The 22,757-nt window shown below is 59.0% G+C and carries 23 protein-coding genes and 1 tRNA gene; 5 read left to right on the top strand and 19 right to left on the bottom strand.

Translation table 11 applies throughout. The annotated features are described in order from the left end of the window. Nucleotides 1–344: 344 nt before the first annotated feature. On the bottom strand, nt 345–1,418 hold the full coding sequence (locus ACZ9IM_RS00475; protein ID WP_476223170.1) for a fatty acid desaturase: 1,074 nt from the start codon (nt 1,416–1,418) through the stop codon (nt 345–347). Nucleotides 1,419–1,518: 100 nt separating this feature from the next. Here ACZ9IM_RS00475 and ACZ9IM_RS00470 point away from each other — a divergent pair, with 100 nt between their 5' ends. Next, the gene (locus ACZ9IM_RS00470; protein WP_476223169.1) at nt 1,519–2,523 is read left to right on the top strand and encodes an AraC family transcriptional regulator; all 1,005 of its coding nucleotides are present in this window, start codon (nt 1,519–1,521) and stop codon (nt 2,521–2,523) included. Nucleotides 2,524–2,624: 101 nt separating this feature from the next. On the opposite strand, the gene ACZ9IM_RS00465 is transcribed toward ACZ9IM_RS00470, so the two are convergent. The 4 genes from ACZ9IM_RS00465 to ACZ9IM_RS00450 all read right to left on the bottom strand — a co-directional run bounded on the left by ACZ9IM_RS00465 (nt 2,625) and on the right by ACZ9IM_RS00450 (nt 5,372). Next, the gene (locus tag ACZ9IM_RS00465; protein WP_476223168.1) at nt 2,625–3,857 is read right to left on the bottom strand and encodes a type II toxin-antitoxin system HipA family toxin; all 1,233 of its coding nucleotides are present in this window, start codon (nt 3,855–3,857) and stop codon (nt 2,625–2,627) included. Then, nucleotides 3,850–4,098, bottom strand: a complete 249-nt coding sequence (locus tag ACZ9IM_RS00460; protein WP_476223167.1) for a helix-turn-helix domain-containing protein — start codon at nt 4,096–4,098, stop codon at nt 3,850–3,852. Before ACZ9IM_RS00460 ends, ACZ9IM_RS00465 begins: the two co-directional genes overlap by 8 nt. A 110-nt stretch (nt 4,099–4,208) precedes the next feature. Then, nucleotides 4,209–4,574, bottom strand: coding sequence for a response regulator (locus ACZ9IM_RS00455; RefSeq protein WP_030131593.1), 366 nt, complete (start codon nt 4,572–4,574; stop codon nt 4,209–4,211). A gap of 111 nt (nt 4,575–4,685) precedes the next feature. Then, entirely contained in the window at nt 4,686–5,372 is a 687-nt protein-coding gene (locus ACZ9IM_RS00450; protein ID WP_476223166.1) for a Crp/Fnr family transcriptional regulator, read from the bottom strand. A gap of 85 nt (nt 5,373–5,457) precedes the next feature. Here ACZ9IM_RS00450 and ACZ9IM_RS00445 point away from each other — a divergent pair, with 85 nt between their 5' ends. After that, entirely contained in the window at nt 5,458–5,976 is a 519-nt protein-coding gene (locus ACZ9IM_RS00445; RefSeq protein ID WP_476223165.1) for an Mpo1 family 2-hydroxy fatty acid dioxygenase, read from the top strand. 90 nt (nt 5,977–6,066) lie between these two features. Here ACZ9IM_RS00445 and ACZ9IM_RS00440 read toward each other — a convergent pair whose 3' ends face one another. The 6 genes from ACZ9IM_RS00440 to ACZ9IM_RS00415 form a co-directional block, all read right to left on the bottom strand. Then, entirely contained in the window at nt 6,067–7,056 is a 990-nt protein-coding gene (locus tag ACZ9IM_RS00440) for a sulfate/molybdate ABC transporter ATP-binding protein (RefSeq protein ID WP_008068645.1), read from the bottom strand. 3 nt (nt 7,057–7,059) lie between these two features. Then, complete coding sequence (gene cysW, locus ACZ9IM_RS00435) at nt 7,060–7,929, bottom strand: sulfate ABC transporter permease subunit CysW (RefSeq protein ID WP_476223164.1); 870 nt, start codon at nt 7,927–7,929, stop codon at nt 7,060–7,062. Between the two features lie 13 nt (nt 7,930–7,942). Next, complete coding sequence (gene cysT, locus ACZ9IM_RS00430; RefSeq protein WP_008068641.1) at nt 7,943–8,761, bottom strand: sulfate ABC transporter permease subunit CysT; 819 nt, start codon at nt 8,759–8,761, stop codon at nt 7,943–7,945. A gap of 238 nt (nt 8,762–8,999) precedes the next feature. Continuing rightward, nucleotides 9,000–10,013, bottom strand: a complete 1,014-nt coding sequence (locus ACZ9IM_RS00425; protein ID WP_258618823.1) for a sulfate ABC transporter substrate-binding protein — start codon at nt 10,011–10,013, stop codon at nt 9,000–9,002. Nucleotides 10,014–10,164: 151 nt separating this feature from the next. Continuing rightward, nucleotides 10,165–10,347, bottom strand: coding sequence for a sulfur starvation response protein OscA (gene oscA / locus ACZ9IM_RS00420; RefSeq protein ID WP_007899630.1), 183 nt, complete (start codon nt 10,345–10,347; stop codon nt 10,165–10,167). Nucleotides 10,348–10,593: 246 nt separating this feature from the next. Continuing rightward, on the bottom strand, nt 10,594–11,193 hold the full coding sequence (locus tag ACZ9IM_RS00415; RefSeq protein ID WP_476223163.1) for an EAL domain-containing protein: 600 nt from the start codon (nt 11,191–11,193) through the stop codon (nt 10,594–10,596). A gap of 147 nt (nt 11,194–11,340) precedes the next feature. Here ACZ9IM_RS00415 and desA point away from each other — a divergent pair, with 147 nt between their 5' ends. Continuing rightward, nucleotides 11,341–12,525, top strand: a complete 1,185-nt coding sequence (gene desA / locus ACZ9IM_RS00410) for a delta-9 fatty acid desaturase DesA (RefSeq protein WP_476223162.1) — start codon at nt 11,341–11,343, stop codon at nt 12,523–12,525. Nucleotides 12,526–12,795: 270 nt separating this feature from the next. Next, complete coding sequence (locus ACZ9IM_RS00405; protein WP_427624195.1) at nt 12,796–13,785, top strand: GGDEF domain-containing protein; 990 nt, start codon at nt 12,796–12,798, stop codon at nt 13,783–13,785. Between the two features lie 184 nt (nt 13,786–13,969). On the opposite strand, the gene ACZ9IM_RS00400 is transcribed toward ACZ9IM_RS00405, so the two are convergent. The 3 genes from ACZ9IM_RS00400 to gabD all read right to left on the bottom strand — a co-directional run bounded on the left by ACZ9IM_RS00400 (nt 13,970) and on the right by gabD (nt 18,242). Next, entirely contained in the window at nt 13,970–15,184 is a 1,215-nt protein-coding gene (locus ACZ9IM_RS00400; RefSeq protein WP_427624194.1) for an HDOD domain-containing protein, read from the bottom strand. A 148-nt stretch (nt 15,185–15,332) separates the two neighbouring features. Further along, entirely contained in the window at nt 15,333–16,610 is a 1,278-nt protein-coding gene (gene gabT / locus ACZ9IM_RS00395; RefSeq protein WP_476223161.1) for a 4-aminobutyrate--2-oxoglutarate transaminase, read from the bottom strand. A gap of 189 nt (nt 16,611–16,799) precedes the next feature. Then, on the bottom strand, nt 16,800–18,242 hold the full coding sequence (gene gabD / locus ACZ9IM_RS00390; RefSeq protein WP_476223160.1) for an NADP-dependent succinate-semialdehyde dehydrogenase: 1,443 nt from the start codon (nt 18,240–18,242) through the stop codon (nt 16,800–16,802). 349 nt (nt 18,243–18,591) lie between these two features. Between gabD and ACZ9IM_RS00385 the strand changes: the two genes are divergently transcribed. After that, nucleotides 18,592–18,668: transfer RNA gene (locus ACZ9IM_RS00385), tRNA-Arg, on the top strand. Nucleotides 18,669–18,816: 148 nt separating this feature from the next. On the opposite strand, the gene ACZ9IM_RS00380 is transcribed toward ACZ9IM_RS00385, so the two are convergent. From ACZ9IM_RS00380 to ACZ9IM_RS00360, 5 genes are all read right to left on the bottom strand, one after another. Further along, nucleotides 18,817–19,083 carry a hypothetical protein gene (locus ACZ9IM_RS00380; RefSeq protein WP_427624193.1) on the bottom strand — a complete coding sequence of 89 codons (267 nt, stop codon included), beginning with the start codon at nt 19,081–19,083 and terminating at the stop codon, nt 18,817–18,819. A gap of 21 nt (nt 19,084–19,104) precedes the next feature. After that, on the bottom strand, nt 19,105–19,743 hold the full coding sequence (locus ACZ9IM_RS00375; protein ID WP_476223159.1) for a hypothetical protein: 639 nt from the start codon (nt 19,741–19,743) through the stop codon (nt 19,105–19,107). Then, nucleotides 19,740–20,321: an RNA polymerase sigma factor gene (locus ACZ9IM_RS00370; RefSeq protein ID WP_427624191.1), complete on the bottom strand. Its 582-nt coding sequence runs from the start codon at nt 20,319–20,321 to the stop codon at nt 19,740–19,742. Before ACZ9IM_RS00370 ends, ACZ9IM_RS00375 begins: the two co-directional genes overlap by 4 nt. A 17-nt stretch (nt 20,322–20,338) precedes the next feature. Continuing rightward, nucleotides 20,339–22,075 carry a vWA domain-containing protein gene (locus tag ACZ9IM_RS00365; RefSeq protein WP_427624190.1) on the bottom strand — a complete coding sequence of 579 codons (1,737 nt, stop codon included), beginning with the start codon at nt 22,073–22,075 and terminating at the stop codon, nt 20,339–20,341. An 86-nt stretch (nt 22,076–22,161) separates the two neighbouring features. Beyond that, nucleotides 22,162–22,722 carry a YbhB/YbcL family Raf kinase inhibitor-like protein gene (locus ACZ9IM_RS00360; RefSeq protein WP_476223158.1) on the bottom strand — a complete coding sequence of 187 codons (561 nt, stop codon included), beginning with the start codon at nt 22,720–22,722 and terminating at the stop codon, nt 22,162–22,164. Between the last annotated feature and the right edge of the window lie 35 nt (nt 22,723–22,757).

Raw genomic sequence — 22,757 nt, 5'->3', positions numbered from 1 at the left:
AGTCACCACTTTCCAAATTCAGAATCGTGGGGACTGATTTAGGGGCGCTTCGCACCCCAACGGGGGCAAGCCCCCTCGCCACATAAGCGCCCACAGGGTTTGGTATTTGTCTGGAATAAAAAAGGGACCGCACCCTGCCAAGGAGACGGTCCCGGAAACTCGAAATCTGTTAGCGCTGATCAACATCGCTGTGACGCGATAATTGGCTGAAACGGTTATCCGATAAAGGAATATTTAATTACTTTAATAGGCCTAAATCGCATATGCGAACCACTGCTTGCGTCACACCGTATCGTCCCTTTGGGTCAAATTGATGACCAGCATTTGAGTTTCCGGTTACATCATCAAACCTGAGCGGCACGCACCTCCTGCGTCTCGGTGGTGTCCTTGCGCACAAACCGGTTCGCCCGCCCGAACGTGCCGAAATCATTGAACCGCACCCCCATCTCGCGCATCACCTTGTGCGCCACCGGGACGGTCATCTGCCGGATGTAAAACGGCTCTTTCACCACAAAATGATGGATCCCGTGGCTGCTGCCGAAGTTGAAGCAGAATGCTTGCAACGGCCACATCCACCAAGGGTTCAACACCTGAGTTTGCTGAATCACATTCCCCGGCTCCACATCACCGTAGTAGTGCATGTTCGAGCTGACAAAATGCAGGCAGAACGTGCGCAACACGTTGGGGCCGATGATCACCACGGCAGCGATGTCGATCACCTGCATCACCGCCAATGCAGTCGCCGACCATTCGATAGGCGCACCCAGCAGATGCGCAATGCCGTTGGCGGCGTGAAAACCGAGAAACACGTACCACGCTCCCCAATGCACCAGCGCCAGCGGTGCGTAAACCTTCAGAAAACGCTTGATGATGCTGAACTTGTGCGCCCGGGTCTTGGCCCGCAGCATGCGGATGAACGCCGACATCACGTTGTCGCCGACCATCAATAGCCGCGCGACTCCCCACGGCTCACCGTTGGTGATCGCCCGCTCTTCCATGTCGGCTTCGGTGCCGGACACCTTGTGATGGTTGAGGTGCAAATGGCGGCGAATCCACGGGTTGATGGTGCTCGGCCGCGCCAGCCATACCAGGCCCATCATCAGGTTGTGCGGCACCCGCTGTTTGCGGAAATACATGCTGTGGATCAGGTCATGCTCCAGCTCGTGGGTCAGCGAGGCGAAAAACGCGTTGAGCAACAGGCATACCCACCAAGCCATGTACCCGGTGATGTACAGCGCTGCAGAACCGATCATCCCGACCAACGCGAAGACCAGAATGCCCGCGCCCAAGGCGTCCTGATGGTTGAGAATCGGGTAGCGCTGGCGCAGTTCGACGCCTTTGGCCAATACCACCTCGCGAATATGCGCTGATCGCTGTGCTGCATTCAGTCGCTGGGGACTTGCAGAAGTACCGTCCATGCTTCCATCCTCTGGTTATTGATGTTCGCATCCTGCCCTGTGATGATTTACAGAGCGGTAGCCGTGAACGCCAACCTGTTGACCGGACGCGCCAATCAACATGACTGAACCGACCTCCCTCGCCAGCTGGACCCGCGCACTGCGCAAGCAGCTCGATGCGCTGGGGCTCGACAGCACCGCCCTGTGCCGACAGGCGGGGCTCGACCCGCAGTTGATGGACGACCCGAACGCCCGTTACCCGTTGTCTGGCACCACACGCCTGTGGCACATCGCGGTGCAGGTCAGCGGTGACCCGGCGATTGGCTTGCGGGTGTCGCGTTTCGTCAGCCCCACCACCTTTCATGCGCTGGGTTATGCGTTGGTGGCCAGTGCCAGCCTGCGGGAAGTCTTCGAGCGCATCGTGCGTTATCACCAAGTGGTCAGCGACGCGCTGGATCTGGAACTGATCCGCGCCGAGGATCGCTACTACTTCCGCCTGAAAATCCCCCAAGGCAACCCCGCGCCAGCCTTCGAGGCCATCGACGCCTTCGCGGCGATTTACGTGCGCACCTGCCGCAATCGCCTGGGCCGTGACTACGCTCCGCTGGCGGTTTACCTGCGCCGCCCGGAACCTGCCGACCCGCATCAATGGCACAAAGTGTTCCGCTCGCCGGTGTATTTCAACGCCGATGAAGACCGACTGGAATTCTCCCTGGTGGATTTCGACAGCCACCTGGACGATGCCAACCCGGAACTGGCCGAACACAACGAAACCGTGCTCAAACGCACCCTGGCACAACTCAAACCCCTGACCTGGGAGCGCAAGGTTCGTGACGCCATTGAAGAGCAATTACCCGAAGGTGAACCGTCGGCCGATTGCATCGCCCAGGCGCTGCACTTGAGTCTACGCAGCCTGCAACGGCACTTGGCGGATGAAGGTTGTCGGTTCGATACGCTGCTCAATGAAAGCCGGGAGAACCTGGCGCTGCTGCATCTGCGCGACCCACTGTGCTCGTTGGGCGAAATCAGTTATCTGCTGGGGTTCGCCGACACCAGCAGCTTCAGCCGCGCGTTTAAACGCTGGACAGGAATGACGCCGGGGCAGTTTCGGGATGGGTTGCAGTGACAGATCCGAGAGGTGTTTTGAGTTTTCCGGCCTCTTCGCGGGCAAGCCTCGCTCCTACGGGATCAGCCCGCGAAGGCATCCGTCGCAACGCCACACATATTTCAACCTTTAACCAAACTGCGCGCTTGGCCTGATTTCCACTGATCCATCATCGCATCGCCAACCTCGGCAAAACTGCTATTGGCCCTGATGTAGTGAGCCATCTCCCCCATTGCCACTTCCATCCCGTGAGCAACCTGTTGCAGCAGCTCATTGCAGCGCCCTTCTGTCAGGTTGCAGGCCGACCGACCAAAACGCATCAGCATTTTGTACTTGGGCCACGCCTTCGATCCGCCTAACAGCAACGCCATGCTGTCGGCCTTGATGTAGACCGAAGTCGTAACAATGTCATAGGCCGGAGCCAAACCGATTTGCGCATCAGCGCCACAATGTTCATACAGCACACCGAAGTTCTTGAGATGAGCATCGCCGTTCTTCAAACCGGACGAAAGAGCAACGATTTTGAAAAAAGACTCAAGCGCCTGGTTGAGTAATGACGGGGAGACAAATTCCTTGATTTGCCTGGCAGCACCTTCGTACGAACCGTCGTATTTGGCCTTCGAAGGCCAGGCATTGAGTACGCAGAGATCCTCAAAACCCAGATAGCCTTTGTCATTCAGATCGAAGCGCTCGACGATCAGAAATTTACCCCGTTCGCTGAGTTCGAACTTCGGCACCTCAAGCCCCGAATGGAGTGCGGCTCGCATGCAGAAGTACTCGTTGGCGGCCAGCTCCGGGTATTCCTCTGCACGGAAGGACTTGACCAGATGCGTTGCCCCTCGATGGGTCAGGCGGTCAATGATTGTCGCACTGTCGCGCACAAGCACCTTTGGCTGAACCCCCGAAACGCCTGAGTACCGACCATAGGTGTGCAGCAGGTCATCGAACAGCCCTTGAGCACCATCATGAACCAGAAGATCCGCAAGGCTGGTTTCGGGGGGCGGCTCGTTAGCACTTAGCGTATTTGCGATTCCCACGCGTCCCAGCTGATGCGGACCAACGATCGCCAGCATTGCGAAGTCGTCGAATCCTCGCACCGCTTTGCTGAAGCGCCGAACCAATTCATCGCGCAGAGGACCTTCTGGCAGATTCATTTCAAAAACCGGCGGTACACCTCGCTCCCAGGTGTAGCTCTCAAGGCGAGCGGGCATGGTCAGCGAGACGGCATTTTCTTCCAGTGCTTCCTGCGCATAGGTAAACACTGAATCGACACCAGACTGTCCGCGCCCCAAGGCCCCTACCATGGTGCCGGAAACACTGACGTGCAGCCTGTCCACAACACGCCCCTCAGCCATGGAAGTTCACCTTTTTCAGGGTATCCAGCGTCGGACGCTTCGACTGTCTGGGTACGGCCGTCAGTTCGTAACCGAAGCCGTTCAAGATCGCTTCAATCTTGCGGATACCGATTTCAGAGACGGTGTTGTTCTCGATACCAGAAATCGTGGCGCGGCTCATTCCATATTGCTTTGCCAGATCTTGTTGAGACATCTTTCGCTCTTTGCGCAGTATTTTGATCAGTTTTCCAAGGCTTTCCATTCGAACCACTCGCATCATATACAGTGCAAAATTGGTAAACAGTGCGTATATGCATCGTATTTAATGCATCGCCAAGCCAAAGTCTAGCTCATTTCCTGGCAATCTCGCCTTCAACGCCCGCGATCCCGCCGCAACAGCTTGCGCACCCGCTTCACCAGTTCACTGACGGCAAACGGCTTGAGCAGGTAATCATCCTCATGCAATTCCAGCCCGCGCAGCCGATCTTCGATGCCATCCTTGGTGGTGAGGAGCAGCACCGGCGTATCGCCGAGCTTGCGGATCTGTTGCAGCAACTGCCAGCCGTTGAGCCCCGGCAGCATCACGTCGAGGATGATCAGTTCGTATTCGCCGGATTCGATAAAGCGCCGGCCGTCCATTCCATTGAGCGCCACATCTACCGCGTAACTCGCTTCGCTCAAGCCTTTGGCCAGGAGGCTGGCGGTCTCGGGTTCGTCTTCCACTAGCAACACACGCATGGCACACCTCGATTGTCGTCGTCACAGGCTAGGCGCGTTCGCGGATAAAGCCCATCAATACCGTGGTGATTTCAAAAGATCGCAGCCTTCGGCAGATCCTACAGGTGCACGTCAAATCACCACCAATGCTCGCAACCGCTCGGCATCCAGAATCTCGATCTCGCCATACTTGAGATTCAGAATCCCTTGCCCCTGCAAATCCTTGAGGAGCTGGTTGGTGGTCTGGCGCGACAGCGACAGCATCGACGCCAGTTGCTCCTGAGGCAGTTGCAGAACACGGCGCGGCGGGTCGATTTCACCGTAACCCTCGGCGATCATCAGCAAGCGATGAGCCAAGCGTGCCGGGGCAGGCATCAGACTCAGCTGTTCGAGGTTGATGAAGGTCAGGCGCAGTTTGTGGCTCATCAGCAACGCCAGTTGCCGCCAGTAAACCGGTTGTTGGTCGAGCAACTTCAGCAGCGTCGCCTGCGGGATGTGCAACAGGATGCACTGGCCGACAGCGTAGGCATCGTGGGTTCGCGGCTGGCCATCGAACAGGCAGATTTCGCCGAACCAGTGCGGCGCTTCCACCAGGCTCAGCAGCGCTTCCTTGCCCTGCTCGCTCACCGCGCCAATGCGCACCGAACCTTCGAGCACTGCATACAGCCCGCACGGCGGATCACCGCGTTTGAATAGCAGTTGCCCCGACGGCAGGCGCCGAACCCGGGCCGCAGTCAGCAGACTATCCTGTAAAGGAACAGGTAAATGACTGAACCACTGCCCCGTATCCAGGCGAGAACGCCAAATCTGCATGTCCATGAAAACTCCTGGAGATTGTCGCCTGGCTGACAGAGCGAGAGATGAAACCCGGGGCATCATCCATCACCCTACAGGAGGAATAACAATGAAAAGCCTCGTTGACCATCTCAGTCAATACGCCGCCTACCACCGTGACCCGCGCAATATTGCCAGCCACTTTATCGGTATCCCGCTGATTGTAGTGGCGGTTGCGGTGTTGCTGTCGCGGCCGCAATGGGACGCAGGCTGGATTTCGCCGGCAGTGCTGGCCGCGATGGCATCGGCGTGGTTTTACCTGCGTCTGGAGGTGCGTCTTGGGGTGTTGATGACCGTGTTGCTCGGTCTGTGCATTTGGGCGGGTCAGGTACTCGCGCAGCAAAGTACGCTGGTCTGGCTGGCCAGCGGCATCGGGATGTTTGTGGTGGGGTGGGCGATTCAGTTTGTCGGGCATTATTACGAGGGACGCAAACCGGCGTTTGTCGATGACGTGACGGGGTTGATTGTCGGGCCGCTGTTCGTGGTGGTTGAGTTGGCGTTTTTGCTGGGGTTGCGGCATGAGCTGAAAGAGCAGATCGAGGCGCGGGTGGGTACTGTGCGTTTGCGTCAGAAAAACGCAGCGACGTAAGACGCCATCGCGAGCAGGCTCGCTCCCACAGGGGATTTGTGAACGACACAAATCACTGTGGGAGCGAGCCTGCTCGCGATGCTTTTGATTTTAGATGTTGGCGACTTTCTGCCAGACCTTCGGTTTGAAGAACAGCGTCTCGCCCTTGGCCAATCCGACCAGGCTGTCGTGGTCTTTCACCACTTCAGCCTCGATCAGCTCGCTCTGGCCTTCGACCTTCAGTGTCACCCGCGTAGTCGCGCCCAGCGGACGAATATCCCGCACTTCGGCCGCATGGTGGTCTTCCAGTTCATGCCGCGACAGCGATACTTCGTGTGGACGGAACAGCACGTGCCGGTCTTCGCCCAAATGCAGACGGTTCGAGTCGCCAAGGAAGTGATAGACGAAATCGCTGGCCGGGTTTTCGTAGACGTCACCCGGTGAGCCGATCTGCTCGATCACGCCCTTGTTCATCACCACGATACGATCGGCGACTTCCATCGCCTCTTCCTGGTCGTGAGTCACGAACACCGAGGTCAGGTTGATGTCTTCGTGCAGCCGTGCAAGCCAGCGACGCAGCTCTTTACGGACCTTGGCATCCAGCGCACCGAAGGGTTCGTCGAGCAGCAAAACTTTCGGCTCCACCGCCAAGGCACGGGCCAATGCGATGCGCTGACGCTGGCCGCCGGAGAGTTGTTCCGGGTAACGATCGGCCAACCAATCCAGTTGCACCATGTTCAGCAGTTCGTGGACTTTCACCGCGATCTGGCTCTCGCTCGGGCGTTGGTTTTTCGGCTTCATGCGCAGGCCGAACGCGACGTTGTCGAACACCGTCATGTGCCGGAACAGAGCGTAGTGCTGGAACACGAAACCGACATTGCGATCACGCACGTCGTGGCCGGAGACGTCTTCGCCATGGAACACGATGTTGCCCTGATCCGGGGTTTCCAGGCCGGCGATGATTCGCAGCAACGTGGTCTTGCCGCAGCCGGACGGCCCCAGCAACGCCACCAGCTCGCCGCTTTGAATGTCCAGGCTGATGTTGTCCAGCGCCTTGAACGCGTGGAAGTTCTTGCTGACGTTACGCACTTCGATCGACATGACTTATTCCTCCGCGGCGCTGGCGCGCAGGCGGTTAATACGGTTTTCGCTCCACTGCTTGAGCAGCAGGATGAAGAGCGCCAGGATCAGCAACAGGCTCGCCACGGCGAACGCGGCCACGTGGTTGTATTCGTTGTAGAGGATCTCGACGTGCAGCGGCAGGGTGTTGGTCACCCCGCGAATGTGCCCGGAAACCACCGACACCGCACCGAACTCACCCATGGCCCTGGCCGTGCACAGCACCACGCCATAGATCAGGCCCCATTTGATATTGGGAACGGTGACGTGCCAGAACATCTGCCAGCCATTGGCGCCGAGCAGGCGCGCGGCCTCTTCCTCCTGCGTGCCTTGTTCCTGCATCAGCGGGATCAGCTCACGGGCGACGAACGGCACGGTGACGAAAATCGTCGCCAACACGATACCCGGCAAGGCGAAGACGATCTGGATGTCATGATCCTGCAACCACGGGCCGAACAGGCCCTGGGCGCCGAACATCAATACATAGACCAGACCGGCAATCACCGGCGACACCGAGAACGGCAAGTCGATCAGCGTCACCAGCATGCTCTTGCCACGGAACGAGTATTTACTCACGCACCACGCTGCGCTGACACCGAACACCAGGTTCAGCGGCACCGAGATCAGCACCGCGATCACGGTGAGTTTCAACGCCGACAAGGCGTCCGGCTCGAAGATCGCATTGAAGAACGCACCCAGGCCCAGCTTCAGGCCTTGGGACACCACGATGAACAACGGCAACAACAAAAACAGCGCGAAGATCAGCCAGCCGAGGCCGATCAAGACTCGCCGCGACGTGGCACTGCCACGGCGGGCGGCGTTCGAGGAGGCTGCTGCAATAGACGATTGGGACATTTTTCGCGCCTCCTTATGGGGTTTCGATGCGCCGCTGCAGTAAGTTGATCAGCAGCAACAGGACAAAGGAAACCACCAGCATCAGTACGCCAATGGAGGTGGCGCCGGTGTAATCGTACTGGTCGAGTTTGACCATGATCAGCAGCGGCAGAATTTCGGTTTTCATTGGCATGTTGCCGGCGATGAAAATCACCGAACCGTACTCGCCGACCCCGCGGGCAAAGGCCAAAGCGAAACCGGTCAGCCAGGCTGGCAGCAGCGCCGGCACCAGAATATGGCGGAAAACCTGTAACGGTTTCGCCCCCAGGCAAGCCGCCGCCTCCTCCACTTCACGCGGGATATCAGCCAGTACAGGCTGTACCGTACGTACTACGAATGGAAGCGTTACAAAAGTCAGCGCCAGGGTGATGCCGAGGGGGGTATACGCGATCTTGAAACCTAGGTCCGCCGCGAACTGACCCACCAGACCGGTGGGGGTGTACAGCGCGGTCAGCGCGATACCGGCCACCGCTGTGGGCAAAGCAAAGGGCAGGTCGATCATCGCGTCGATGACTTTTCGTCCCGGGAAGGTGTAGCGCACCAGCACCCAGGCCAGCAGCGTGCCAATGATGCCGTTGATGATCGCGGCATAGAGCGCGGTGCCGAAGCTCAGCTTCAACGCCGCCAGTACCCGTGGCGCCGAGATGATCGCCCAGAACTGCTCCCAGGTAAGTTGAGCGGCATGCACGAACATCGCCGCCAGTGGAATGAGCACAATCAAGCTGAGGTACACCAAGGTGTAGCCCAGCGTCAGCCCGAAGCCGGGTATGACGGGGGAGATACGACGCGACATAAAAGTCCTTGGTTGAGAACGCGCTCAGCCCCGACGGTGAAATCGGGGCCCGTTAGCCAATGCCAGCCAGTTAAGGATTTGGACACTGCAGCCCTTGTGGGAGCGAGCCTGCTCGCGATAGCGGCGGGTCAGCCAACATTTATGCTGAATGTACCGCCGTCATCGCGAGCAGGCTCGCTCCCACAGGTTCAGCACCTTAACTGCCTGGAATCAGGTCCATTGACTGATCCGTTTCAGGTTACTGCGCCTGATAAATCTGGTCGAACACGCCACCGTCATTGAAGAATTTCGGTTGCGCGGTTTTCCAGCCGCCGAAATCCTTGTCGATGGTCACCAGCTCCAGTGTCGGGAACTGTTTGGCGTACTTGGCGGCCACCTCTTTGTCACGTGGACGATAGAAGTTTTTCGCCGCGATTTCCTGGCCGGCCGGGCTGTACAGGTGCTTGAGGTACGCTTCAGCAATGTCAGTGTTGCCCTTTTTCTCGGCGTTCTTGTCGACCACGGCCACCGGTGGTTCGGCAAGGATCGACAGCGACGGTACAACGATGTCGAACTTGTCGGCACCGCCGTCTTCTTTCAACGCCAGGAAGGCTTCGTTTTCCCAGGCCAGCAACACGTCGCCCTGACCGTTGTTGACGAAGGTGATGGTCGAGCCGCGAGCACCGGTGTCCAGCACAGGCACGTGTTTGAACAGGGTCTGCACGTACTCTTTGGCCTTGGCTTCATTACCGCCGTTGGCTTTCAGGCCATAAGCCCAGGCCGCGAGGAAGTTCCAGCGTGCGCCGCCGGAGGTTTTCGGGTTCGGGGTGATGACTTCCACGCCGTTTTTGGTCAGATCACCCCAGTCCTTGATGCCTTTCGGGTTGCCTTTGCGCACCAGGAACACGATGGTCGAGGTGTAAGGTGTGCTCGCTTCCGGAAGACGCTTCTGCCAGTCGACCGGCAGGCTCTTGCCGAGCTTGGCGACTTCATCGATGTCACCAGCCAGGGCCAGGGTCACCACGTCGGCCCGCAGACCGTCGATCACCGCCCGGCCCTGCTTGCCCGAACCACCATGGGACTGCTGGATTTTCACGTTGTCGCCAGCGTGGTCCTTTTTCCAGAAGTTGATGAACTCGGCGTTGTACTCCTGGTACAGCTCACGGGTCGGGTCATACGACACGTTGAGCAGCTCGTAATCCTTGGCAACCGCGGAACCAGCAAAAAGGGCACTGGCCAGGGCGGCCAAAGCAAAATGACGAATCGACGACATGGTGAAAGCTCCTGGAATACTGGGTGTGTTGGCTTTTCTTATGGATTTCTGGAATCGGGTTGCCTGTTCAAAGATCGCAGCCTTCGGCGGCGCCCACAGGCGCGTAGGAGCTGCCGAAGGCTGCGATCTTTTGATCTTTCAATCTTTCGCTTCAGCTCGGCTTGTTGCCCGGGCTCTGCAAACGGAATTTCTCTTTGCGTTCGATCTGAACCACCTGGGCGTTATGCACGGTGATTTCCACCGCGCCAAAGCGCAGATCGCGCAAAGCGCTTTGGATCTCACGCAAAATGGTGGCTTCGTCCTGCCCGTCAACACTACGTAGGGATGCGCTCATGGTGCTGCTCCTTAATGAGATATGCCTGGCAGTGGCGGGCACTGCTTGCGGCGTAGGGGCAATAGTAGATAGGCGCGGATATTCTTAAAAAGACTATTTAAGAATGTTTATATAACCAGAAGACTGATAGTTCCCATGCTCCGCGTGGGAATGCCGCCCGGGACGCTCTGCGTCCCTGATCGAGAGGTGACGCAGAGCGTCACTGGATGCATTACCACGCAGAGCGTGGGAACGATCATCAAGCGCTCATCCAATCGTTGGCGCCCGGGCCCAATCCAATGATGCCGCCGGCACTGGCCGCCCAAACCAGTACCCCTGCCCCAAATCGCAGTCATGCTCGAACAGGAAACTCGCCTGCTCGACCTGCTCGATCCCCTCGGCATGCACTTGCATCCCCATGCTCTGCGCCAGCGCAATGATTACCCGCGCGATCGCCGCGTCATCCTCATCACCCGGCAAGCCTGCGACAAACCCTTGATCAATCTTGAGCTTTTGCACCGGCAAACGCTTGAGCCGCAGCAACGATGAATAGCTATTAGTGACCAGCACCCCTTCACGGGTGCAATCGAACACCGCGGCCGCCTGACTCAAACGTTCCCGGTCGGCATTGCGCTCGCGCAACTTGGCGCCGACACCCAGACAGCGAAACAATCGCGCCCGCGCAATGAAGATCAGCCCGGCACTGAACGCCACCCAGGCATAACCGTTGATCAGCTGCCAGCGCAGCAGGTCGGGGGAACTATCGAAGAACCTGTTCAGTAAATAACCACTAAACTGGAACCAGGCGACGGAAAGCACCAGGTAGAGCAGCGCTGCACGCAAAGCATCGCGATAGGTGGCTGACATTAGAACGGCCATGTCCCTACAAAAAGGCTGGAATTATAGATTAAAGACACATCCAGCCACTCTTATCTGAAAGGGCGACTGGTTTTATCTGTGGGCTAAGTGATAATGCAACGGCTGTTTTTTTCTTTATCGAGGGTCCTATAGGCTATGTGGTACGAAGGTTTTCTTGGCTTATCGCCCTGGTCACTGGTGGCAGTCACCCTACTGATGACCCACGTGACGATCGTCGGCGTCACGGTTTATCTGCATCGCTATTCAGCCCATCGCTCGCTTGAGCTCAATGCCGGCCTGAAACATTTTTTCCGCTTCTGGCTGTGGTTGACCACGGCGCAGAACACCCGCGAGTGGACAGCTATCCACCGCAAACACCACGCCAAATGCGAAACCGTCGACGACCCGCACAGCCCGGTCATCAAGGGGCTGTCCACCGTTCTGCGCAAAGGCGCCGAGCTGTACCGCGCCGAAGCGGAAAACCCCGAGACCCTGCGCATCTACGGCAAGAACTGCCCCGAAGACTGGATCGAACGCAACCTCTACAGCCGCTTCCCGCTGTTGGGCGTGGCGATCATGGGCGTCATCGACCTGCTGCTGTTCGGCACCATCGGCATCACCATCTGGGCCATCCAGATGATGTGGATCCCGGTGTGGGCCGCAGGCGTGGTCAATGGCCTGGGCCATGCCATCGGCTACCGCAACTTCGAATGCCGCGATGCGGCGACCAATCTGGTGCCTTGGGGCATCCTGATCGGCGGCGAAGAACTGCATAACAACCATCACACCTACCCTAACTCCGCCAAACTGTCGGTGAAGAAATGGGAATTCGACCTCGGCTGGGCCTGGATCCAGGTTTTCAGCTTCCTGCGTCTGGCCAAGGTCCAGCGGGTTGCGCCGATCGCCCACCGCGTTGAAGGCAAAGGCAGCCTGGACATGGACACTGCCATGGCGATCCTCAACAACCGCTTCCAGATCATGGCTCAATACCGCAAGCTGGTGATCGCGCCGCTGGTCAAGCAAGAGCTGGAAAAGGTCGATCACTCGGTCCGTCATCAGTTCCGCCGGGCCAAGCGTTTGCTGTCGCGGGAAACCAGCCTGCTGGACGACAAGCACCATATGCGCATCCAGACCATGCTCGAGCACAGCCAGGCGCTGAAGGTAATTTACGAGAAACGCCTGGCCTTGCAACAGATCTGGGTCAAGACCAGCTCAAATGGTCACGACATGCTGGCTGCCATCAAGGATTGGGTACACGAGGCCGAGGCCAGCGGGATTCAATCCCTGCGTGACTTCGCCGGCCAGTTGAAAACCTACTCCCTGCGCCCTGCCAACGCCTGATCCTCTGATAACGGCTTGCCTCTGCTGAAGAGGCTTGCCTGTGGCGAGGGAGCTTGCTCCCGCTCGGCTGCGCAGCAGACGTAAAACCTGACGACGCGTTTTAGTTGAAAAAAACGCATCGCCAGTACCGCCCAGCGGCCTCCTCCCCCATCACCACAAATACCGGGAACTTCGCTCCAAATCCCCTATCTCAAAGACACTTCGCCATCCAGGCGGGCTCTGTTTTTGGCCGCTGTCGACATAGCGGCATGCCCTTTGAGATTTGTGCCGATGGTCCATAAAAACCTACAAGACACATCCCTTCCACAGTGGCCCGAGGCCGCGCAAACCCTGATGGCGCTGATGCATGCCCAGGGTGAAGTGGCACGCCTGAGCGAACGTGAACAGCTGTTCAGCTCGCTGCTGGTCAGCGTCAACGCCGTGCTTTGGGCATTCAACTGGGAAACCCGTCAGGTGCTTTACGTCAGCCCGGCCTATGAACGGATTTTCGGCCGCCCCGCCGGTCTGTTGCTGTCCGACTACAACCATTGGCGCGACAGCGTCTATCCCGACGATCTGGACTACGCCGAGCGCAGCCTGGCGCAAGTGCTGGTCAAAGGCGCCGTTGAAGACCGCGAGTACCGCATCATCGCTGCCGATGGCCAGGTGCGCTGGCTCAGCGACAAGTGCTTCATCAACCGTCAGGCCGAGCCGGGGCAACCGGTGATCATCGTCGGCATTGCCGAAGACATCACCGAAAAAAAGCAGATGGAAGCCGAGCTGCAACATCTGGCCAGCACCGACGTGTTGACCCAAAGCAGCAATCGCCGACACTTCTTCGAATGCGCCCATCGCGAATTCGAGCAGGCGCGGTTGAACGGTGCGCCGATGGCGTTCCTGCTGCTGGACATCGATGACTTCAAAATGGTCAATGACACCTACGGCCATCAGGAAGGCGACAAGGTGCTGCAACGCATCGCCGAGAGCGGTCGCGCGGCCCTGCGGCGTGGTGATCTGTTCGGACGGATCGGCGGTGAGGAATTCGCGGCGGTGTTTCCCGGCTGTGCACCGGACATGGCCATGCAAGTGGCCGAGCGTCTGCAACGGGAAATTCAGCGGTTAAGCTTCAGCCATGACGACCAGACCTTCGGCATCACCGTCAGCCAGGGCCTGAGCAGCCTTACATACGAGGATGAAAGCATCGACAGGCTGTTCGCCCGCGCCGATGCGGCGATGTACCAGGCCAAGCGCCAGGGCAAGAACCGGATTATTTCTGGCTGAGAACTATCCGCAGCTGATACCTGTGGCGAGGGGGCTTGCCCCCGTTCGGTTGCGCAGCAGCCGTGAAACCAGAGCGCGCGGTATTCCAGGCGGAGCGAGATTGCGAAATTCAGGACTGCTTCGCAGCCCAACGGGGGCAAGCCCCCTCGCCACAAGCTCGCTCCCACAGGGTTTCGTGTCAGATTCACTTCTTGCGCAAACGCATCAATTCCGGCAACCCGATCTTGAGCAACCGCGCTGTGCGGCTCTTGGCCAGCACCTCGATCCCCTCATGCTCGGTCAGGCGCGCCAGTTGCGCGGCCATGTTCATCACCAGCGCTTCGCGGGAGTAAACCCCGCCACCGAACTGGTAAACCGCCGCAATCAGCTCCCGCAGCTCCAAGGGCAGCCGCCAGCGGGTCCGTAGCGCCGAACCATAGGCCGCGCCGAATTCGGCCAATACATCGCCGACTTCTTGCCATTCATCCAGCTCACCGCCGGCCTGCTTCCACTCCTGCAAACAACGCAGCAACGCCAGGTCGCCGAGGCAATGCAGCATGCCTGCGCAATAACAGCGCGCCTGATCCAGATCCAGCAAACGCGCCAGTGTCCGGGCGTATTCGGCGGTGTGCAGCGACAACTCCCAATAACGCTCGGCATAGTCCGCCAGCTGCGGATCACTGAGCCGGGCACTGCGTTTGAGAGCGAGCCCCAGAATCAGGTTCATGCTTTGCCCGGTGCCCAAGCGTTGCAGTGCCTGGGCCAGGGTTTGCACAGCGACGCCATGATGCTGGGCTGCGCTGTTGGCGGCGGCGATCAGGACAGCGGTAATTTGCGGATCAGTGCGGATTTCGTCTTCCAGCCGCGTCAGATCGAGGCCATCGGGATTGAGGCTACGTTTGATAGCCACCTGCACATCGGTCATCAACGGCGCACCCTCCGCCAGTTCGCGACGTCGCTCCAGGTACACCGACAAGGTCATGCCTGGCGCCAATGACGGCGCCTCACAGGACACCTCTTCGCCGGCGTTCAGCAACAAATCCTGCAGGCGCTGGGTCAGGCTTTCGATGTTCAAGGGTTTGGTCAGGTACGCCGTGGGCGCCAGGGGCAAGACTTCGCGCACGCTGGCGCTGTCGTTACGGCTGCTCATCAGAATGAAGGGTAGCGGCGGATTACGCTTACGCTGCCGGACACTGCGCAGAACGTTCAGGCCATCGACGCCAGGCAACTCCCAGTCGACGATTACCAGGTCATAAGGATTTTCCGCCAACAGCTGCAAGGTCTCCTGGCCATCGGCACACAGGTCCAGCCGCGCGTCGCAGCGCACATTCAACAACACCTGCTTGAGCAGATCGCGAGACCAAGGGTCCGCCTCGGCAATCAGCACACGCGGTACAGCAGGTAAAACCACAGCAGTCATCGCACACTCCAACGGCAATGCTTGCACCTTAGTCAATGCTGGCCATTCGATACAGCTCAATTGCCCTGATGTGTTTCAAGCACCATAAAAAAACCCGCCGAAGCGGGTTTTTTGTCGATCAGATCACAAATGAATCAGAGCACTCGGATCACAGCTCAGAGAAGCACTCTTCGATGATCGCCAGACCTTTATCCAGTTGCTCGTCCGGCGAGGTCAGCGGTACCAGTACGCGCAGAACGTTGCCGTAGGTGCCGCACGACAGCAGGATCAGGCCCTTGTCACGCGCCTTGGCCACAACCGATGCCACAGCAGCCGCGTTCGGCTTGTGGCTGTCGCCGTCGACGAACAGCTCGACCGCGATCATCGCGCCCAGGGCACGCACTTCGCCGATGACCGGGTACTTGGCCTGGATAGCTTTGAGGCCAGTCACCAGACGCTCGCCAACCGCTTTGCAGCGATCCAGCAGGTGCTCTTCTTCGAACACTTCCATCACGGCCAGGGCCGCGGCGCAAGCGATCGGGCTACCGGCGTAAGTACCGCCCAGGCCGCCTGGAGCGATAGCGTCCATGTATTCGGCCTTGCCGCACACACCGGCCAGCGGGAAACCGCCAGCGATGGATTTGGCGAAGGTGGTCAGGTCGGCAGCAACGCCCATCTGTTCCATGGCGAAGAAAGTGCCGGTACGGCCAGCACCGGTCTGCACTTCGTCAGCGATCAACAGAATGCCGTGCTGGTCGCACAGGGCGCGCAGACGCTTCATGAACTCTTTAGGCGCAACGTAGAAACCACCTTCGCCCTGAACCGGCTCGATGATGATGGCAGCGATGTCACGCGGCTCGGCGTCGTTCTTGAAGATGCGCTCGATGCTGGCGATCGAATCGTCGATGCTCACACCGTGCAGTTCGTTCGGGTACAGCGCGCGGAAGATGCCGCCTGGCATCAGGCCCATGCCGGCCGAGTAAGGCACGACTTTACCGGTCAGGCCCAGGGTCATCATGGTGCGACCGTGGTAAGCGCCGGTGAACGCGATCACACCGGCACGGCCAGTGGCGGCGCGGGCGATCTTGATGGAGTTTTCCACGGCTTCGGAGCCGGTGGTCACCAACAGGGTTTTCTTGGCGAAATCACCTGGCACCTTGGCGTTGATTTTTTCGCACACTTCCACGTACGGCTCGTAGGCCAGTACCTGGAAGCAGGTGTGGGTCAGCTTGTTCAGCTGTTCGGTAACGGCGGCGATGATTTTCGGGTGCACGTGACCGGTGTTCAGCACGGCGATACCGCCGGCGAAGTCGATGAACTCGCGACCTTCAACGTCGGTCACGGTGGCGTTCTTCGCGGACTCGGCGAAGATCGGGTGAATCTGGCCAACACCGCGCGGTACAGCGGCTTCGCGGCGTTTCATCAGGGATGCGTTAGTCTTGTTCATAGTGTCCTCATTCACCGCTCATCGGGCGGCGTGGTTCAAGGAAAATGCGGCGGGGAGGCAACTACGGCAGCATGCGATGATCGACTGCCACAGCTTTCCCGGCCACAGAGAAAATTCCGTTTGAAGCGTCGCAAAGGGACAGCGCTCTCGTGCCCTTTGCGCTTGAAGCAATGCCTTGCCTTACCGGGCTTAGATGCCCAGGCAGAGGTATTTGATTTCCAGGTAATCTTCGATGCCGTACTTGGAGCCTTCACGGCCCAGGCCCGACGCCTTGATGCCGCCGAACGGCGCGACTTCGTTGGAGATCAACCCGGTGTTGACGCCGACCATGCCGTATTCCAGGGCTTCAGCCACACGGAACACACGGCCCAGGTCGCGAGCATAGAAGTACGAGGCCAGACCGAACTCGGTGTCATTGGACATCGCGATCACGTCAGCTTCGTCTTTGAAGCGGAACAGTGGCGCCAATGGACCGAAGGTTTCTTCCTTGGCCACGGCGGCGTTGTTCGGCACGTTGGTCAGGATGGTCGGCTCGAAGAAGTTGCCTTGTATGCTCTTGCCGCCCGCCAGCACGGTAGCGCCTTTGCCGACGGCGTCAGCAATGTGCTCTTGCACCTTGGCCACGGCTTTTTCGTCGATCAGCGGACCAGTGGTGGTGCCGTCTTCCAGACCGTTGCCGATCTTGAGTTTGGCCACGGCCACTTTCAGTTTTTCGGCGAACGCGTCGTAGACCGAATCCTGAATGTACAAGCGGTTGGCGCAGACGCAGGTCTGGCCGTTGTTGCGGTACTTGGAAATGATCGCGCCTTCGACGGCCTTATCCAGGTCCGCGTCGTCGAACACGATGAACGGCGCGTTGCCGCCCAATTCCAGAGAGACTTTCTTGATGTCTTTGGCGCACTCGGTCATCAACTGACGGCCGATTTCGGTCGAACCGGTGAAGGACAATTTGCGCACGATCGGGTTGCCGGTCAGCTCGCTGCCGATATCGCCGGCGCTGCCGGTCACCACACTGAACACGCCGTTCGGAATACCGGCACGCTGAGCCAGTTCAGCCAGGGCGAACGCCGAGAACGGGGTTTGCGAAGCCGGCTTGAGCACCATGGTGCAACCAGCGGCCAAGGCCGGACCGGCTTTACGGGTGATCATCGCGGCCGGGAAGTTCCACGGAGTAATCGCAGCGGTCACGCCGATCGGCTGCTTGATCACGATCAGGCGCTTGTCTGGCTGGTGGCCCGGAATCACGTCACCGTAGACGCGCTTGGCCTCTTCGGCAAACCACTCGATAAAGGAAGCGGCGTAAACGATCTCGCCCTTGGCTTCAGCCAATGGCTTGCCTTGCTCCAGAGTCATCAGGCGCGCCAGGTCGTCCTGGTTCTCGATGATCAGCTCGAACCAGCGACGCAGCTTGTTCGCGCGCTCCTTGGCGGTCAGTCCACGCCAGGCCGGCAGCGCTTTATCAGCGGCTTCGATCGCACGGCGGGTTTCGGCAGCGCCCATTTTCGGCACAGTGCCCAGAATTTCGCCCGTTGCCGGGTTATTGACCTTGATCGTCTGACCGTTGTCCGCATCGACCCAAGCGCCATCGATAAAGGCTTGCTGGCGGAACAACTGGGTGTCTTTAAGCTGCATGTCGGCTTTCCTTAACAGCACCGCGGCAAACGCGGAGCGAATTATGATTGTAGAAAGGCGCCTTATAGGCTGCCGTCAGGGAAATCATTCACCGGGCTGAAGCACATAAATAGCGCACAAATCGAACTCGTGCGGTTCAGCACCCAGACAAGAGCGTTTGAAATCTCAAACGAATCCTAGGATCAAAGGGGGTAAAGGACAATAGGCTGTTCGAAAAAAAGAACGAAAACGCCGCATTTGCCTATTTTTTCAGATCAGCGTAGCAAACGCAGGTTACGCTTTTGAAAAAGGCAGACGATTCACCAGCATGGACGCCCGCAGTGCATATGAGTATCATGGCGCCCGCATCGCACCAGTAGCTCAGCTGGATAGAGTACTGCCCTCCGAAGGCAGGGGTCGTGGGTTCGAATCCCGCCTGGTGCACCATATGTTGAAACGAGAAAGCCTCAGATCTTAGGGTCTGGGGCTTTTTTGTGGGCTTTCTTCATGCCCCAAGGCGACTTGCTGAAGGGATGCAGTTGTTCGGTTTAACCGAACAACTGCCATTGATCAAAAAACCGCCAAAGCGGTTCTTTCATTCAGTCGTCCAGTCAAACTCGTCGTATTCATCATCCTCTTCGTCCTCAAACACTTCGTCATCAAGAACGTCTTCCTCAAGCGCTTCTTCTGCCTGCTTCGCCAGAAGAAACTCCTTACGACTCTCAGTCACTGCTCGCCGCAGTTCCTCACCCTTCACCGGGCAGTTGAGCATTTGGGCGATGCGGTCGATTTTTTGTGCCACGGCATCCTCCAACGCATCGGCTATAGGCCGATAGTGCGCGCTTTCGGGTGTCGATGCCAAATTTGCCGACCGCTGTTCACCTCATTTCTTCTGCAAATCCTTGAGTCGGGCCGTGAGGTTTTCCTTGGGAAAGCGCTTGTGCAGTGTCGTCAGCAGCGCCTCGGCGGCTTGGGTCTGACCGGCGTCTTGCAGGCGTATCACTTCACGTAATTGATCATCCAATGACTTGGCCGGCGCGGCGGCGCGTTTGCTGAGTTTTGCTTCGTCAGCCATTTCGCTATTGATCGACTCACGCTGCATCGGTGCAGAAAACTCCGCCATTGGCGCAGCCGGTGCGGGCATGGACATTGCTCCGGCCGGCGTAGCCTGGGAGCGAGCAGCGGGTTCATTCGCCTCAGCGGCTTCCTGTTTGGCAACCGGTGCGGACGCTTTTGGCGCTGGCGCGAAGTCATAACTCGGCAGTTGTTCCGGGGTGCGCTGCACCAGTGCAAGCATCAGCGCGACGCCGACGAGGCTGGCGAACGCAACCTGCCAGCGGGGTTGCTGGCAGGCGCGGAGCCAGCGCTGCCACAGGTTCGGCTTCGGCGCGGGAGCTTCGCGATGGGCCGTTGCGAGGATGAAGGCGTCGAGATGCGCCGGTGGTTCGCCGGTTGCGTGGTCGCGAAAATGCTTGAGCACTTCATCGTCGGGCGATGGCGGTGTTTGTCGGGCGTCAGTCATGTCAGTACCTCCTCGGCCAGCAGCCGACGCAGTTTTTGCTGGGCGTAGCGCAAGCGACTTTTAACGGTTTCCAGCGGGGTTTCGGTGAGGGTGGCGATCTGCGGCAGGTCGAGGTCGCCGTGGGCGCGCAGCAGGAACACTTCGCGCTGGTCGGCGGGCAGGGTTTGCAGGGCGGCTTCGAGACGTTGACCGTCGCGGCTCAGGCTTAGCAGTTGTTCGGGGTCGGCCGCGTCATCGATCAGGGCGTGAGCCTGTTCGTCATAGCTGTCGTGCAACGGGTTGTGGATGCCGTGTTTGCGCCAGTAATCGATCAGTCGGTTGCGGGCAATCTGGTAGAGCCAAGTACGAAAGTTCGCCCGGCCTTGTGGCTGACTGGTGCTGCGGATCAGGCTCAGCCAGGTTTCCTGATACACCTCTTCGGCCAGTTCGGGCTTGCCGCTGAGGCCGAGGAGGAATCGATAAAGGCCCTGGCGATGGCGGGCGTACAAAACTTCGAACGCCGGCCCGTCGCCCGAGCGGTAACGCGCCAGCAGCGATTCATCGCTGCCGGCGGCTGAGCTGATTACAGGATCGGACATGTCAGTGCTGGCCTCTTTCACTCTATCCGGTTGTCGTTGGGCTGTTGATTCGAGGCGGTCGGGGTTCGCAGGCTCTGCGCCAATTCCACCAATTGCACGAATTCACCGCGCAGGCCGAATTGATCATCGCCTCGTGCGCCACGGGCCAGGGCTTCGGTGTCCTTCAGGCTGAACTCACCGGTATAACGCCCGTCCTTGAGCTGCTGGGAAAATGCGGCGACGGCAGCGGCGAATCTCAGATCATCACTGGCGGCCGAGAGTTTGCCGGCCTCACCACTCAGGATTGGCCGCTCGATCAAGCGGCTATTCCCACCTTCCGGCAACTGATAACGCACTCGCAGCATCGCCATTTCCCCGTTTTTTGCGGATACATCGGCCCCAGGATTGCCATACCGCAGCGGTTCCAGCCAGCCCTTCTCGCCCTTGGGCACAATTTCATACAACGCCGTCACCGTATGCCCTGCGCCGATTTCTCCAGCATCGATTTTGTCGTTACTGAAATCCTCGCGTTTCAAGGCGCGATTCTCATAACCCAGCAGCCGATATTCACTGACCTGCGCCGGGTTGAACTCCACCTGCAGCTTCACGTTTTTCGCCACCACCGCCAAAGTCGAACCGAGCTGATCCACCAGCACTTTGCGCGCCTCGCGCAGGTTGTCGATGTAGGCGTAGTTACCGTCGCCAGCGTCGGCCAGTTGTTCCATCAGGTGTTCATTGTAGTTATCCACACCAAAACCCAAGGTAGTCAGGGACACGCCGGTCTTGCGTTTATCCACAGCCATTTGCTTGAGGCTGTCGAAGTCGCTGATGCCAACGTTGAAATCACCATCGGTGGCCAGCAGGATGCGGTTGATGCCTTTGGGGATAAACGCCTGTTGCGCCATTTGATAAGCCAGTTCGATACCCGATGCTCCGGCGGTCGAGCCGCCTGCAGTCAATTGATCGATGGCAGTACGAATTTTCGCTTTTTCCCGTCCGGAAGTCGGCTCCAGCACCACGCGAGATTCTCCGGCATACACCACCAGTGAAACCCGGTCCTGCTCGCGCAATTGATCGACCAGCAATTTCAGGGTGCTTTTGACCAGCGGCAAACCTTCGCGACGGTCCATGGAGCCGGACACGTCCACCAGAAACACCAGGTTCGCCGGAGCCAGTTCCGCCACCGCGCGATCGGATGCCTTGATGCCGATGCGCAGCAATCGGGTATGCGGGTTCCACGGCGACGGCGCCAGCTCGGTGGTCACGCCGAACGGCGAGCCATCGGTGGGCAAGGCGTAGTCGTAGGGGAAGTAATTGACCATTTCTTCCAGCCGCACCGCCCCTTCGGGAGGCAAGCGCCCCTGATTGAGCAAGCGCCGGACGTTGGCGTAAGCGCCGGTATCGACATCGGCACTGAAGGTCGAGACCGGTGCTTCGGTCACGCTGTGAATCGGGTTATCGGCCAACGCCTGATATTGCTCCCGCTGCTCATCCCGATAGCCCTGTGGATAAGCCTCACCGGCCGGCATGGGCGCGAACGCGACTAACGGTGCCGGTCGCGCGCTGCGCTTGGCCATCGCGGTATCTACCATGACCGCCTCGCTACGCACTAACGCTTCAGTTTTCAGCGCTTCTTGAATCGGTGGCGCAACCGCTTCCGGGCTGTTCGTCTCAGAGTCTGGCGTGGATGAAGCGCCGCAACCGGCAACGGCCAGCAACAACCCGGCGGCGAAACCCTGGGCGGCCGGGCGGAGGAAATGCAGAGGGAGGGACATGGGGGCTGACCTCAGGAGGAAATTGACTCATTCATCCTCTGAGACGGACAGCCCGGCAGGTTCGGGTTAATCGCCGGAAAAAATCTTCAGCGGTGATAACGCCGCACCACGCTGCTGTTTTTCAGCACATGGCCTTTGATTTGTTCCATCAGTTGCGCGCGGGTCAGGCCGGCAGGCAAGGCGTCTGGCGCCAGGTCCAGGGCGTAAAGCTGAATGATGTAGTGATGGGAGCTGTCGCCAATGGGCGGGCAAGGGCCAATGTAACCGGTGGTGCCTTTGATGTTGGTGCCGCCCACGCCTTCGAGGGCGGATTTGGCACCGACACCGGCCGGGATCTGACGAGTCGCGGCCTTGATCCCGTAATGAATCCAGTGATCGACACCCAGGCCTTTCTGACCGTCCGGGTCGTGCATGACGATGGCGTAGCTGAGGGTGCCCGGGGGGCCGGCGTTCCAGCTCAGGGCCGGGGACTGGTTCTTGCCGCCGCAACCGCTGGCATCGCTGGCCGCCGCCGATGTGAACAGACGATTGTCCGAAACACCGGGAATGCTGAGGGTGAAACGCTCCTGGGCCTGCGCCGGAAACTGCACGCAAAGGGCGACTGCAACGGCCGCCAGCCAAGGGTTCAAAAAGGTTAATCGGGTCATACCGGAGCACCTTGTGCGGGTGAGGCCGTCGTCGG

The organism is Pseudomonas sp. TE12508, assembly GCF_056279485.1.
The sequence above is the reverse complement of the archived record's forward strand: the minus strand, read 5'-3'. Positions and strand labels throughout refer to the sequence as shown.

Coding starts and splice junctions, on each gene's coding strand:
- gabT (WP_476223161.1), bottom strand. CDS start 16,610: ATGAACAAGACTAACGCATCCCTGATGAAACGCCGCGAAGCCGCTGTA.
- cysW (WP_476223164.1), bottom strand. CDS start 7,929: ATGTCCCAATCGTCTATTGCAGCAGCCTCCTCGAACGCCGCCCGCCGT.
- ACZ9IM_RS00440 (WP_008068645.1), bottom strand. CDS start 7,056: ATGTCGATCGAAGTGCGTAACGTCAGCAAGAACTTCCACGCGTTCAAG.
- ACZ9IM_RS00475 (WP_476223170.1), bottom strand. CDS start 1,418: ATGGACGGTACTTCTGCAAGTCCCCAGCGACTGAATGCAGCACAGCGA.
- gabD (WP_476223160.1), bottom strand. CDS start 18,242: ATGCAGCTTAAAGACACCCAGTTGTTCCGCCAGCAAGCCTTTATCGAT.
- cysT (WP_008068641.1), bottom strand. CDS start 8,761: ATGTCGCGTCGTATCTCCCCCGTCATACCCGGCTTCGGGCTGACGCTG.
- ACZ9IM_RS00400 (WP_427624194.1), bottom strand. CDS start 15,184: ATGACTGCTGTGGTTTTACCTGCTGTACCGCGTGTGCTGATTGCCGAG.
- oscA (WP_007899630.1), bottom strand. CDS start 10,347: ATGAGCGCATCCCTACGTAGTGTTGACGGGCAGGACGAAGCCACCATT.
- desA (WP_476223162.1), top strand. CDS start 11,341: ATGTGGTACGAAGGTTTTCTTGGCTTATCGCCCTGGTCACTGGTGGCA.
- ACZ9IM_RS00455 (WP_030131593.1), bottom strand. CDS start 4,574: ATGCGTGTGTTGCTAGTGGAAGACGAACCCGAGACCGCCAGCCTCCTG.
- ACZ9IM_RS00365 (WP_427624190.1), bottom strand. CDS start 22,075: ATGTCCCTCCCTCTGCATTTCCTCCGCCCGGCCGCCCAGGGTTTCGCC.
- ACZ9IM_RS00445 (WP_476223165.1), top strand. CDS start 5,458: ATGAAAAGCCTCGTTGACCATCTCAGTCAATACGCCGCCTACCACCGT.
- ACZ9IM_RS00370 (WP_427624191.1), bottom strand. CDS start 20,321: ATGTCCGATCCTGTAATCAGCTCAGCCGCCGGCAGCGATGAATCGCTG.
- ACZ9IM_RS00450 (WP_476223166.1), bottom strand. CDS start 5,372: ATGGACATGCAGATTTGGCGTTCTCGCCTGGATACGGGGCAGTGGTTC.
- ACZ9IM_RS00425 (WP_258618823.1), bottom strand. CDS start 10,013: ATGTCGTCGATTCGTCATTTTGCTTTGGCCGCCCTGGCCAGTGCCCTT.
- ACZ9IM_RS00405 (WP_427624195.1), top strand. CDS start 12,796: ATGGTCCATAAAAACCTACAAGACACATCCCTTCCACAGTGGCCCGAG.
- ACZ9IM_RS00415 (WP_476223163.1), bottom strand. CDS start 11,193: ATGTCAGCCACCTATCGCGATGCTTTGCGTGCAGCGCTGCTCTACCTG.
- ACZ9IM_RS00465 (WP_476223168.1), bottom strand. CDS start 3,857: ATGGCTGAGGGGCGTGTTGTGGACAGGCTGCACGTCAGTGTTTCCGGC.
- ACZ9IM_RS00375 (WP_476223159.1), bottom strand. CDS start 19,743: ATGACTGACGCCCGACAAACACCGCCATCGCCCGACGATGAAGTGCTC.
- ACZ9IM_RS00460 (WP_476223167.1), bottom strand. CDS start 4,098: ATGGAAAGCCTTGGAAAACTGATCAAAATACTGCGCAAAGAGCGAAAG.
- ACZ9IM_RS00360 (WP_476223158.1), bottom strand. CDS start 22,722: ATGACCCGATTAACCTTTTTGAACCCTTGGCTGGCGGCCGTTGCAGTC.
- ACZ9IM_RS00470 (WP_476223169.1), top strand. CDS start 1,519: ATGACTGAACCGACCTCCCTCGCCAGCTGGACCCGCGCACTGCGCAAG.